The sequence below is a fragment of the Candidatus Poriferisodalis sp. genome (genome assembly GCF_965262965.1).
Classification (GTDB): domain Bacteria; phylum Actinomycetota; class Acidimicrobiia; order Acidimicrobiales; family Poriferisodalaceae; genus Poriferisodalis.
The window spans coordinates 1,894,341-1,907,241 of sequence record NZ_OZ253573.1; the positions used below are offsets into that span (position 1 = coordinate 1,894,341).

Consider the following 12,901-nt stretch of genomic DNA (forward strand, 5'->3'; position numbering starts at 1 on the left):
AGGTCCCCAATGATCCAGGCCAGACGTGAGCCGTACCCCCCGGTACCGACCCCGTGGCATGCCGATGTGATGCGCGCAAATTATCACCCGTTCCGCGCACCTCTGCACGTACCCCGCGTCAGCCCTCCTCAGACGGCATGCGGTATTCCAGCAACGAGGATTGGCCGCGCATGGCGACGACCCGCAGGTCGCGCGAATTGCCGGCCGCATCGACGAGATTGAGGACGTCTTCGCCCACCCTGAAGTGGACTGGTCGCTGCTGACCACCGTTGACCGCGACGTTGGTGGTGTGCAGATACGTGCGATGGGAGGTGTCGAGAATCGGGTTGAGCCGACCTTCGATGCCTGGGACATATCCCGTTTGGTCCGCAAAGATCACCGACCCTCCATCGGTGATCACCTCGAGTTCCACCGCCAGCGCTCCCTCGGCGGGAATCCATCCATCCTCAACCCTGGCACTCAGCCCTTCCCCTGCGACGAACACAGTCATCGGAGCATCGTCCGTGTACAGCTTGAGCGACGCCACCCCCGTGAAGTCGCTCGTCGCTCGCTGCCATGTGTTGTTCGGAAACAGAGCCAGGACATCCGCTCCGGCGACCGGCGCTCCGCCGCAGGTCACGCGAACTGAAATGTCGGCGTCGAACTCTCGCAAGGAATCGGCAAGGGACCCCAGCGGAACAATGTCGCACTCGCCGCGCGCCTCGACATCAACGCCGCCGTACACGAGGGTTCTCGCAGCCACCGTTGGGAGCAGTTCAGCAACGCGGTCGAGCGAAAGCGAGAAGTCCGACGCGATCGTGACACCAGACTTCGCCTCGATGGCATTGATGCCCCGCTCGGTCTCGTAGAACAGATCGCATTCGAGGCCGCTCGAGTCGCGGAAGAACGAGAGCCGAGGTTCGCGCCCGCGGTTGTAGCTGTGCTTCACGGCCTCGGCGACCACGATGTTCTCGAAGAGCGATCCGCGCAACGGATGCGTCGCCACTTGACCCGGGCTCTCGAGCCCAAGCAGGTAAGCGGCGAGTCCCACGTCGTAGAAGTAGAGCTTCGGGGACTTCACCAGCCGCTTGCGAACACTCGCAGCGAAGGGGGGCAGCAAGAACGCGATGTAGCTGCGCTCAAGCAGAGTCATCCAGTGGCGAATCGTCGTATGGGATACCCCGACATCGCCACTGAGCGACGACGAGTTCAGAAGTTGTCCCACCCGTCCGGCGCACAACGCCACGAATCTTCTGAACGCCGACAGATCGCCGACGCCGCCCATTCGTCGGACGTCGCGTTCGACGTACGTCTCGAAGTAATCGCCCAGCGCTTGGCGCGGATCGAGCCGTTGATCGACTATTCGCGGGTAGAAACCACCGAACACGATGTCGCCCAGTGCCTCGCTTACCCCCGCGCGTCGGCGCTCCTCAAGTGAGAAGGGCAGAAGGCGCAGCAGCGCGGTGCGGCCGGCGAGCGACTGGCAGACAGCTTCGGACAGCTTGAGGTTCTCGCTTCCGGTCAGCACATACAGGCTGTTGCGGCCGTCTTCGTCGGCAATGACCTGCAAGTAGGAGAGCAAAGCAGGCACATGCTGTATTTCGTCGATGATTGCTGGGGGGCCCAGACGTTGCAGGAATCCTCGGGGATCATCCTCGGCAAAGGCACGGTCATCCGGGACCTCGAGACTGGCGTACGCCACATCTCCAAAGGTCGAACGGCACAGCGTCGTCTTGCCCGCCTGCCGAGGACCCGTGACCGTCACGAACGGATACTGCCGGAACAGCCTCGTCAAGTGTCCGGTGATCTCACGTTCGATCACAGCTCCAGCGTATCGCAAGTCCGTGCAATCTGAAACTTCACCTTTCAGATTGTGCAACCATGGGCTCTTCACCAGTTGTTGAATCGCTCTCGGTTGGCAGGAACCTCCTGATCTTGCCCACAAGGATGGCGTCATGCCACATGAGATGTCGCCTGGAATGCCGGCGTCGCGTCGGCACAGCGAGGCGGAGAAGGGCTGTGCAGAGCGTCAGCTTGTTGAGAGCGTGTGGAGAAGTGTTTCGGAACGCGCCACAAGGCGCATCGGAACTGGTCGTTAGGAAGCAAGCGCCGTTCGAGGCTCAACGAAGGGAACTCCCATTGCCGCTGCGACGCTGGGTTCTGTGATCTGGCCCCGATACACGTTCAGGCCAGAACTCAAGTGGGAATCGCTGCGCAACGCCTCAAGGCCGTTCTCGGCGAGAGCGAGCACTCTGGGCAGTGTGGCGTCGCTCAACGCGCGGGTCGAGGTGAGGGGTACAGCGCCCGGCATGTTCGCCACGCAGTAATGGACGATGTCGCCGTGGACGTACGTCGGCTCGGCATGTGTGGTGGGATGCGAAGTCTCGAAGCAGCCGCCTTGATCTATGGCGACGTCTACCACGACAGAGCGCGGACGCATCGTTTCGATCATCGCGGCCGTCACGAGCTTCGGCGCCCGGGCGCCCGTAACCAAGACAGCGCCGATGACGAGGTCGGCGTCGAGCACCTCGGATTCCAACGCTGACCGAGTGGAGGTGACCGTGACGACAGCTGCGCCGAAGCGCTGCTCTAGATGGACGAGCGCCGCCGGGTCTATGTCGAGCACTCGCACGTCTGCGCCCATGCCGATGGCGATTTCCGCGGCGTTCTCGCCGACGACGCCGCCTCCGATGATCACCACGCGGGCGGGCGGAACTCCGGGCACGCCGCCGATGAGGACCCCGGCTCCGCCATGAGTTGTTTCCAGCGCCCAAGCCCCCGCCTGCACCGCCAAGCGGCCGGCGACTCTCGACATGGGTGCGAGTAGCGGCAGCGAGCCTCGCGAGTCGGTCACTGTCTCATAGGCGATGCAAGCCGCTCCTGATGCGATCAAGTCGGCGGTCTGTTCATGATCGGGGGCAAGGTGCAGGTACGCGAAGAGAATCTGGCCCTCGCTGAGCATCTTCCGCTCCGTCGGTTGAGGCTCCTTGACTTTGACGACGAGTTCAGCCTGTCCCCAGACATCCTGGGGGTGTGCTGCGATCTCGGCGGCTGCGGATTCGTAGTTCGCATCCGAGGCGCCGATGCCGACGCCGGCACCGGATTCCACGATGACTCGGTGTCCATGCAGCACGAGTTCGCGCACGGCGGGCGGTGGCAGTCCGACGCGTCGTTCGCCTTCTTTGATTTCGCGAGGTACTCCGATCAGCATTCGGTTGTCCTTCCGGCAGTCGCCGAGCCGACTGCGACGCCGGCGAGCTCCAAGGCGGCGTGCAGCAGCACTTCGGCTCCTCGACCGGCGTCGCCAGGCTCAATCGACTCTTCTTCGTTGTGTGAGAGACCGTCCTGGCAGGGGATGAAGATCATCCCGGTGGGTGCGCGCATGGCGACGTGGCAGGCATCGTGGCCGGCACCGGACCCGATGTGTTCATAGGCGAATCCGCAGCGTCGCGCCGCCGTCTCGACGGCGCCGACGCACTTGGGATCGAAAACGACCGGAGCGCAGTCGTTGATGACGACGATCCGATGCCCGCAGCCGTGCTGGTCCGCGGCTTCGGCGACCAGGCTGCGCAGCGCAGCGTCCAGTCCGTCCATCCCTGCGGCGTCCGGATGGCGCATGTCGACGGTGAACGAGACTCGGGCGGGCACCGTGTTCGGTGAGGCCGGCTCTGAGGCGAACTGCGCCGGAGTGACACGGACACGCGGTGCGTCGGCCGCTGCCATCTCATAGACCCCGTGCAAAGTGTCCGCCAGCGCGCGGGCGGGGTCGCGTCGGCGATCCATCGGCGTGGTGCCAGCGTGGGCAGCGAAGCCCTCGAAGGTCACCTCGAACCATCTGATTCCCTGAACGCCGGTGACGACCCCGATCGAGGAGCCGCTCGCTTCGAGAATCGGTCCCTGCTCGATGTGCAGTTCCAGGTAGGCGCTCAACGGCTTGCCGAAAGCGGCAGTGCCGGCCCATCCCAGACGGTCGAGTTCGGCGCCGACGGTGACGCCGGTGCGGTCTGTGAGCGCCCGGATCGAGTCGAGGTCCGATACCTCGGCCCACACTGCAGAGCCCATCATCGACACCGGGAATCGGGATCCTTCCTCGTTAGTCCAAACCGCCACTTCCAAGGGCGCACGGGTGGTGATCGAGGCGTCGTTGAGCGCCTCGATCACCTCAAGGCCGCCGAGCACCCCGTACACGCCGTCGAAGCGTCCCCCGGTCGGTTGGGTGTCGAGGTGACTGCCCATGACGATTGGCGGGGCGTCGGGGTCGGTCCCGGATCGGCGGGCGAACAGGTTGCCGACGCCGTCGAGCTCGATCGAGCAGCCCGCCTGCCGGGCCCATTCGATGAACAGGTCCCGGCCCGCCTTGTCGTCATCGGAGAGTGCCTGGCGGTTGGAGCCTCCGCCGGCGGTCGCGCCGATCTTCGCCATGGCCATCAATCGTGACCACAGGCGGCCGGCATCTGTGCAGACTTCGGCGTTCATTGTCTCCCCCATGGGCAACGCTGCCCGACGAGCGAAGAGTTCGTCCGCCCGGTCACAGGTCGAACTCGGCCATGGCATCACCGAGCGTGATCCTCAGTGCTGACGTGATCTCGCTGAACTGCTCCGGTCCGGCGATCAGCGGCGGCGAGAGTTGAATGACGGGCACTTCCCCCCGAGCAGCAGCCCGACAGGTCAGCCCCAGCTCGTACAGCCGCTTCGTCAGGTACTTGCACACCGTGACGGCATGCGCCTGCGCCTTCGAGGACTCCGACGGTCCGCCGGCGTCGAGTTCCAACGCGAGAAAATACCCGTCGCCGCGCAGGTCAGTCACGATCGGCATGTCGCACAGTTCCCCCAGACCGGCTCGAAACGCGTCTGCGTGCATCCGCACACGCCCGGGAAGGTCCTCTCGCTCCAGGATGTCGATGTTGGCCAACGCGACAGCCGCAGCTACGGGATGGCCTCCGAACGTGAAGCCGTGGGTGAAATCCTTGCCGCCGGACGAGAACGGTTCGGCTATCCGGTCGCTGATCATCACGCCGCCGAGCGGCGCGTAGCCCGAGGTCAGACCCTTGGCCATCGTGATCATGTCGGGCTGGTAGCCGAACCGCTGAGCGCCGAACATGTGCCCCAACCGCCCGAATCCGCAGATCACGTCATCGGACACCAACAGCACGCCGTGCTCGTCGCATATCTCACGAACCCGCTGGAAATAGCCGTCCGGCGGTACGTAACAGCCGCCCGAGTTCTGCACCGGCTCCAAGAACACAGCCGCCACGGTGTCGGGTCCTTCGCGGAGCACGGCCTGCTCGATTTCGTCGGCAGCGCACAGGCAATCGCCTTCGTGGCCGCAGGATCCTCCGACGCGGTACTCGTCTGTGTGGGCCACCTTGATCGCCCCGGGGACGAGCGGCTCGAACGCCGTTCTGATCGACGCCAGGCCGGTGATCGACAGCGCGCCGAGCGACGTGCCGTGATACGCGAGGTTGCGGCTGATCACCTTGTAGCGGGTCGGCTGTCCGATTGCGGCGAAGTACTGGCGGGCCAGCTTCCACGCCGATTCGATGGCTTCGCTGCCGCCGCTCGTGAAGAACACCCGGTTGAGGTCACCCGGAGCGAGGTCCGCGAGCCGGGCGGCGAGCTTGACACCCGCCGGGTGGCCGTAGCCCCACATCGGGAAGTAAGCGAGCCTGCTCATCTGGTCTCGAGCCGCCTCGGCAAGCTCGGTGCGCCCGTGACCGACCTGGGTCACGAACAAACCGGCGAGGCCGTCAAGCAGCCGGTGACCAGCGTCGTCCCACATGTAGCAGCCGTCGGCACTCTCGATGATCGGAACTGCTGTTGGCGAGCTGAAGTGGCTCCACAGATGGCGGGCTGCGGCCTGGCTCAGATCGCCGACATGATCGGCGCCGTCGACTGGCTGCGAAGTGCTCATTGCGCGCAGCGGGGGTTCGGTTGCGACATCTGTGACTCCTATGACCGGAACGAGGTCCAGAGCCGGTCATAGAGATCGATCGCTTCCACAGAGCACGACTCCACCGGCGCAGCATGCGCGAGCTGCTCGGCGGAGGGCACGACCATCGGGCTGGAAGCCAGCTCGGGATCCACATATGCGTCGCTGCCGGTGATCGCGTTGCCGTAGGCGTTCCAGTTGGTGGCTTCGGCGATATTGCGCGGATCCATCATCCAGTTGATGAACACCAGGGCCTGCTCGAAGTTTGGTGCTCCTGTAGGAACGGCGAAGTTGTCCTGCCACAGCGTCAACCCGTCGCTCAGGTACACGTACACGAGGTCGGGATTCTCCTGCGCCGACCGGTACGCGGCGCCATTCCACTCCATGTGCATCGAGTTCTCCCCGGCCGCCATCCGCTCGATGATTCCGTCGGAGTTGATGACCGAGACCGCAGGCTTGAACTCTTCGAGCAGTTCATCAGCCCGCGCGTAGTCAGCTGGATTCGTCGAGCAAGGCTCTGCTTCCACGGCGCGAAGCACGGCGTGGATCACCTCGATTTGATCGTTCATCATGCCGATCGAGCCGTTGGATCCTTCGGGGACCGCGAAGAATTCGGCCCATGTGTCGGGAGGATCAGGAACCTGTGAAGTGTCCACGGCCAGTCCGGTGGTGCCGTAGAGGTACGGCGCTGTGTACACCCGCCCGTCGTCGAAGTAGGGATTCAGGAACGCCGGGTCGATGTTTGAAGCGTTTTCCAGAGCAAACGCGTCGATCCGCTGGATCAGGTCCTGCTCGATGAGCTGCGGGATGATGTAGTCCGACGGGACGATCACGTCATAGCCGGTGCCGCCGACGGCCAAGGTGGCGAGCATCGTCTCGTTCGAGTCGTAGTTGCTCAAGTTGACCGCGATGCCGGTCTCGTCGGTGAAGCGAGACAGCAGGTCCTCAGAGATGTAGTCGGTCCAGTTGTACAGATTCAGCTCGCCGCCGATTTGATCCGGCGCCTCGGCTGATTGGTCGTCCTCGCCGCCGCTCGCCGGTTCGTCGGCGTCGGGCCCGGCACTGGCGCCTTCGTCGTCCGCTGCCGATGCTGTCGTAGCCGGCGGCTCCGGTGCAGCCGTGTCGGTGTCGTCGTCTGAGCCGCATGCCGCTGCCAGCAGGGCCAGCGCCAACAGCACTGGCAAGAGCAGGCGACTAGTGCGGCGTCTTGTAGTCCCGCCGCTTGCGGCAGTTGTTCCATGCATGGATCCTCCATTGGTGGGTCTCACTTGTGTTTCCTCCATTTGGCTGTGATGTATGAGGCGGTGAGCACTGCGATCGTCACAAGGAGGAGCAGAGTGCTCACCGCATTGATGAGGGGACTTGCACCTCTGCGGATGAGTCCGAAGAGAAAGATCGGCAGCGTTGTCGAGGTAGGACCAGCTACGAACGCCGAGATCAGGTAGTCGTCGAGGCTGATGATGAAGGCGAGCAGGGCGCCCGACACGATCCCGGGAACCAACAGCGGAAGCGTCACCCGCCTGAACAGTCGAATCCCGGAGGCCCCGAGATCGCTGGCCGCTTCGAACACTGCGGGGTCCAGCTCTGCAAGGCACGCCCGGATCGGCAGCAATGCGAACGGAATGCAGAACGCTGTGTGAGCCAATACCAGCGTCGCCATGCCGCGCCCGAAGTCCAACAGCACGAAGAACGACAGGGTGCCGACCGCCGTCACGATCTCGGGGATCAACAGCGGAGTGGACAAGAAGCCCACAGCAAGCGACGAGCCCCGCCGGATCATTGCCACAATGCCCAGCGCAGCGAGCATCGCCAGCACGGTCCCCGCAGCCGACGCAACGACGGCGACCCGCAACGAGTTCCACACCGCGTCTCGGACATCTGAGCGCTCCAGCACCTCCCGGTACCAGACCAGGCTGAAACCCTCCCAACGGGACACGATGGGTCCGCTGTTGAACGAGTAGACGATCACGACGGCGAGCGGCGCGTAGAGGAACACGAATGCCACCCGGGCCGCGGAACCGACCCCCGGGTAGCTGCGGGTGTCCAGCCGGCCGGTCATGACAGCACCACCTGAGCGCCATGTGCAGCGCGACGGGCGGTGACCAAGACGGTCCCGACGACGACGAGCAGCAAGATGGCAAGAGCCGACCCGAACGGCCAGTTTCGTGACGCTCCGAATTGCTGCTGAATGAGGTTGGCGATCATCAAGGAGCGGCCGCCGCCCAGAAGCTCAGGCTGCAAGAAGGCGCCAATCGCAGGAATGAACACCAACAAGCAGCCCGCGACGACGCCGGGTCGCACCGAAGGCCACACGATGCGGCGCAGAACGACGCCTGGGGTGGCGCCCAAATCGAGCCCGGCTTCGGCGATCCGATGGTCAAAACGCTCAGCGGCCGCATATATGGGCAGGATCATGAAGGGAAGGAACGTGTAGGCCATCCCAATGAGGGTCGCCCCGCGTGTGTTGAGCATCTGAGGGGCGTCGACCCCGACCGCGTCGAGGGCCGACGCGAGCGGGCCGGTCTCGCGCAGGATCACGATCCAGGCGTAGGTGCGGACCAGCATGCTGGTCCAGAACGGGATCGTGACAGCGAGAATCAGCAGCGGCTGCAGGTGGCGGGGCCGATTCGAGATCCACACCGCAGTCGGGAATCCGATGACCAGCGCGACGAGCATCGTCACCGCCGCGAGCAGGATCGAGGACCACATGACCTGCAGGTATGTCGGGTCGAACCCGACGTCGCCGGTGAAGTTCTCCGATACCGCGAGCCGTTCGTAGGCGTCGGTCGTCAGCCCGTCGCCGACGCCGACGCCGCCCGGGCCCCGGGTCCGCAGCGAGTACCAGATGATTACCGCCATCGGCCCGCCGACCATGACCGAGATGAATCCCAGCGCTGGGAATGCGAGCCATCTGGTGCCGACCCTCACGACGTGAGAATCCTCGTGTGCCGGGGCTCGATGCGTAACGACACCGAATCCCCGATCTCGACGGAGTGGTCTTGGGCGTCTTCGCGAGCGTTGATCCGCAGGCCGTCCCCCAAGTCGATCGTCAGGTGCACGTCGGCTCCGAGGTAGGCGGCTTCGACGACTACACCCCGCAGGTCCCCATCGGGATGCAGGCATACCCGCTCGGGACGCACGGCGAGCGAGACAGATTCGGCACTCGAGAGGGCCGCCCCGTCGACGTTCCCGATGTCTGCGATGCGGAGCGTCCATTGGCCCGCAACGACCAGTGTTCCGTTCGCGCTATAGGTAGCGGGCAGCAGATTCGTCTCACCGATGAAGTCGGCCACGAATCGTGTGGCCGGGGCTTCGTAGATCTCCCGCGGCGTGCCGATCTGGATGATGCGGCCGGCGTTGAGCACCGCTATACGGTCACCGAGAGCCAGCGCCTCCTCCTGGTCGTGAGTGACGAACACGAACGCGATCCCGGTGGAGCGCTGGATCCGCTTGAGTTCTGTCTGCATCTGACGGCGAAGCTTGAGATCGAGCGCCCCGAGCGGCTCGTCGAGCAGCAGCACGCTGGGTCGTTTGGCCAACGCGCGTGCCAGTGCCACTCGTTGCTGCTGGCCTCCAGAGAGCTGAGCGGGAGTCCGCTTGGCGTAGCCCGAGAGTTCCACCAAGTCGAGCACCTCGACGATCCGCTGACGGATCTCGGCCTTGGGCCGCTTCTCCATCTCCAGCCCGAACGCGATGTTTCTCTCGACAGTGAGAAAGGGGAACAACGCGTAGCTCTGGAACACGGTGTTGACGGGCCGCCGGAAAGGCGGCGCGTCGTCGAGACGTTCTCCGTCAAGGTGAATCTCGCCCGAGTCCACATTCTCAAGCCCGGCGATCGTGCGCAGCAGCGTCGTCTTGCCGCAGCCCGACGGTCCCAATAGCACGACGAACTCGTTGCTCGCGACATCCATCGACACATCGTCGAGGGCGCGCACGACATCGCCCTCGGGGGCTGTGAACGTCTTGGAGACGTTGCGCAGCTGCAGTCCCTCAGCCATCACCCGGCCGATAAACGATCATTGATCGTTATATTAGGGGCGCCCGACACCGAGCGCAAGGGGGCGATCCAGAAAACAGCGTTGCGGCCTAGCCTCGCCAGCGTGGGTCGCCCCTCAGAACCCTTGCTCTCACGAGAGATGATCGTCGACGCCGCAATGGCGATCGTCGACGAGAGCGGAATGCAGGCAATGACAACCCGGACGATTGCCGGTCGCCTCGGCGTCGGACAAGCCTCGCTCTACAACCACATTGCCAACCGCGACGAGCTCCTGGACCTGCTGAACGCAAAGGTCCTCGCCGGCGTCGACCTGCACCCGCTCGACCACCCAGACTGGAAAGAAGCCGTCTACGGCGGCACGCTCGCCTTCTTGAAGGCCCTCCAAGCGCACCCCAACATGATGGGAGTGCTGGCCACCAGGCCAGCCCGGACCGATCCCTCTCTCACCTACTACGAACGAATGCACGAGCGCCTGCGAGGCGCCGGCCTCACGGCACAGGACTCTGCGAGATTCCTGTTCGCCATCGACGACTACTGCATCGGCGCAGCACTCAACACCGAGGTCGACGTGGAGATCAACAACCGCCAGGACAAGTTCCCGTTGGTCGCCGAAACCATGGAGGCCGGACGGCCCGCCGACCACCACCAGGCAACACTGCGGCTGCTGCTCAACGGCCTCATGGCCACCGTCGACCTTCCCCGATAGCCCAACAGCGAAATCCCGGCGGCCCTGGGAAAAGAGCTGCGGCAGAATCGGGCCTGTCGGGAGCACCCTCTGTCGCCATCCCGAGGTCGACAAGCGAGGCCCCAGTTGCAGAGGCTCTCGTTCTGTCAGGCCGACGCTTCTCGGCAGCCTCGGAACTCAGGCGGCCCACCCCCGCCAGATCGCTGATGCCGCACCCGAGCCCGCTCGAATGGCTGCCCGAGACGATGATGTCCTCAGTTGACGTGCCCGATACTCAATTGTCCCAACCGGGAACAGCACGGGGCAAATAGCCGGCGTCGGTGTTGCTCGGGCCCCATACTGTGAACTCGACACTGTTGTGCAGTTTGCGTCCGTCTTCAGCACAGATCGCCGAGTTCGCGGCACAGTCAGCAGTCGCCAAGACGGTCACCACGATTTCACTATCCGAATCTGGTTTCACCGTGACACGCCATTCACTATTTGAGCCTTTCTCGACTCTCTTCATGCTCTTTATCGTCCCGTTGGTCACCTCGATCGCATGATGCTTGAGGGTGCGGAAACTCAATGGGACGTTCTCTGAGAAGAAGAGCCGGAAGCTGAATGTGGTTGATCCGTCATGACTGATCGGCGCACCCTTGACGTAGGCGGTCGGAGGAGACGTCGGCCGGTCGGCTACATCACCGTCGACCAGCTCGATGCTCACATCCAGCACGTCGCCGGCGCTCCATCCCAGACCGCTGGTCTGCCACCAGTAGCGGCCGTTCCCAGCACCGCTGGGCGGCTCCGAGCTGTCGCTGGCCAAGAACTCCTGATCCCCGATCACCAGCCTGAAGTCCGAGGCCAGCTCCCGGCTCAGCACCAGATAGAGGCCGTCGGTCCGTTCCGCGATCACGTGCACCCGATTCCGGACACCGCCCGCTGTGAAGTCGCGTTCCGACAACGACCCCAGCCGGCTATAGGTCGAGAACCCGAAGGACGCCGGCAGCGTCGACGAGTCCTCACCCACCGTGACCGACGCAGACCACACCGGCCCGCTCTGCACCGCAGCGGCCACTTCGTCGGTGACGGCGCTGTACTTCGTCTGGCCGTTGTTGGCGTCGTCGGTGAAGCTCACCCTCGCTTTGACGGTGTTGCCCTGGTCCGCGTCAACCAACGTGTAGGTACTGCTGGTGGCTCCAGCGATGTCGGACTCCCCGGTGCCGTCGTCGCGGACCCACTGATATCGGAACACCACTTGCGTAAGACCGTCCGCATCCGCGATGCCCGACACGTCAGCAGTCAGCGTCTCGCCGACCTGCGCAGTTCCCGATATCAACAGACGACCCGTCGACACGACGTTGCCCGCCGGTGGGGCAGTCTCGTTCGTGACGACCTCACCGGCGAAGGATGCAACCGGATACTGGGAACCCATGAGCGGATGTGCATCCGCACCGGTCGGGATCGTGTACCCCACCGTCACCGTGTCGCCGGCCGTCACCGCGGACGCGAGCGTCAGGGACACTCGCCAACCCGGGTCCAGGGAGGTCCATTGCTCTGCGATGTACAAGCCGGAGACCTCGCGCGCCGTCCCGTTCACCGTATCGCCCCCAGCTGCGGTGCGTAGTGCCCCGCGGCATTGACGACGTGCTCGCAATGAATGGTGTCCTGCTCATCGTCGCCGTTCGACCCGTTGCGACGCCGCCCCGGATCCGCGCCGCCGCGAACGATGGTCACGTCCCAGGTGCCGTCGGCGCGCTGGGACATCCCGGTCACCAGCGTGTGCCGCATGATTCGACAACCGAGATCGCGGGCGCCCTTGGCCATGGCGTTGGTACAACTCGACGGGTCGGTCCAGCCGTCGTTGGGGGTGTAGAAGCCGAGACGGACATCGCTGAGGTCGGTCAGCAGCGGGTGCCGCTCGGCGATCTCATCGGGCCCGATGATGTGCGACTCGACGCCGATCTGGGTGAGCATGGCGTGGACGTAGTGGTGCCAGTCGGACTCGTCGGCCGTGCGTGCCAAACGGATGGCACCGCAGCCGTGCCAGCCGGCGGAGAGCCCCGTCTCGGCTTCCAGCCGCGGGTAGAGCGCGATCGCTTCTTGGTGGCACTTCGCCATGTTCAGATCGCCGATGAAGTTCGGGATCAGCCCGGCGGCGTGCCAGGTCGATCCGGAGGTCAGCTCGCCCTTCTCGACCAGGATCGTGTCGGTCCAGCCCTCGTGCCCGAGGGCATACAGCAGGCCGGCGCCCATTGCCCCGCCGCCGATAATGACGCATCGCGCTTGTTCAGGCATCCTCAGTGATGCCGGGCCTGCTCAGCCATACACAGGT

11 protein-coding genes are annotated in these 12,901 nt (G+C 64.5%); 1 reads left to right on the forward strand and 10 read right to left on the reverse strand.

Features of this window, described 5'->3' with window-relative positions:
- Positions 1-118: 118 nt before the first annotated feature.
- From ACQY5K_RS09100 to ACQY5K_RS09135, 8 genes are all read right to left on the reverse strand, one after another.
- Positions 119-1,801 (reverse strand): ATP-binding protein, encoded by a 1,683-nt coding sequence (locus ACQY5K_RS09100; RefSeq protein ID WP_428122226.1) that lies wholly within the window; start codon positions 1,799-1,801, stop codon positions 119-121.
- 273 nt (positions 1,802-2,074) lie between these two features.
- Positions 2,075-3,190 (reverse strand): alanine dehydrogenase, encoded by a 1,116-nt coding sequence (ald, locus tag ACQY5K_RS09105; RefSeq protein ID WP_428122229.1) that lies wholly within the window; start codon positions 3,188-3,190, stop codon positions 2,075-2,077.
- Positions 3,184-4,455, reverse strand: a complete 1,272-nt coding sequence (locus ACQY5K_RS09110; RefSeq protein ID WP_428122231.1) for a Zn-dependent hydrolase — start codon at positions 4,453-4,455, stop codon at positions 3,184-3,186. The genes ald and ACQY5K_RS09110 overlap by 7 nt, the downstream gene beginning before the upstream one ends.
- Positions 4,456-4,507: 52 nt before the next feature.
- A complete protein-coding gene (locus ACQY5K_RS09115) occupies positions 4,508-5,890 on the reverse strand; it encodes an aspartate aminotransferase family protein (protein WP_428122233.1) in 1,383 nt (460 codons plus the stop codon).
- A gap of 38 nt (positions 5,891-5,928) precedes the next feature.
- Positions 5,929-7,086 carry an extracellular solute-binding protein gene (locus ACQY5K_RS09120; protein ID WP_428122236.1) on the reverse strand — a complete coding sequence of 386 codons (1,158 nt, stop codon included), beginning with the start codon at positions 7,084-7,086 and terminating at the stop codon, positions 5,929-5,931.
- Between the two features lie 86 nt (positions 7,087-7,172).
- On the reverse strand, positions 7,173-7,967 hold the full coding sequence (locus ACQY5K_RS09125; RefSeq protein WP_428122238.1) for an ABC transporter permease: 795 nt from the start codon (positions 7,965-7,967) through the stop codon (positions 7,173-7,175).
- Positions 7,964-8,836, reverse strand: a complete 873-nt coding sequence (locus tag ACQY5K_RS09130) for an ABC transporter permease (protein WP_428122240.1) — start codon at positions 8,834-8,836, stop codon at positions 7,964-7,966. Before ACQY5K_RS09130 ends, ACQY5K_RS09125 begins: the two co-directional genes overlap by 4 nt.
- Complete coding sequence (locus tag ACQY5K_RS09135; protein WP_428122242.1) at positions 8,833-9,906, reverse strand: ABC transporter ATP-binding protein; 1,074 nt, start codon at positions 9,904-9,906, stop codon at positions 8,833-8,835. Before ACQY5K_RS09135 ends, ACQY5K_RS09130 begins: the two co-directional genes overlap by 4 nt.
- Before the next feature lie 102 nt (positions 9,907-10,008).
- Between ACQY5K_RS09135 and ACQY5K_RS09140 the strand changes: the two genes are divergently transcribed.
- Positions 10,009-10,611 (forward strand): TetR/AcrR family transcriptional regulator C-terminal domain-containing protein, encoded by a 603-nt coding sequence (locus tag ACQY5K_RS09140; RefSeq protein ID WP_428122244.1) that lies wholly within the window; start codon positions 10,009-10,011, stop codon positions 10,609-10,611.
- A gap of 253 nt (positions 10,612-10,864) precedes the next feature.
- Here ACQY5K_RS09140 and ACQY5K_RS09145 read toward each other — a convergent pair whose 3' ends face one another.
- Complete coding sequence (locus ACQY5K_RS09145; protein ID WP_428122247.1) at positions 10,865-12,166, reverse strand: hypothetical protein; 1,302 nt, start codon at positions 12,164-12,166, stop codon at positions 10,865-10,867.
- Entirely contained in the window at positions 12,163-12,864 is a 702-nt protein-coding gene (locus tag ACQY5K_RS09150; RefSeq protein WP_428122250.1) for an NAD(P)/FAD-dependent oxidoreductase, read from the reverse strand. The genes ACQY5K_RS09145 and ACQY5K_RS09150 overlap by 4 nt, the downstream gene beginning before the upstream one ends.
- Positions 12,865-12,901 lie beyond the last annotated feature (37 nt).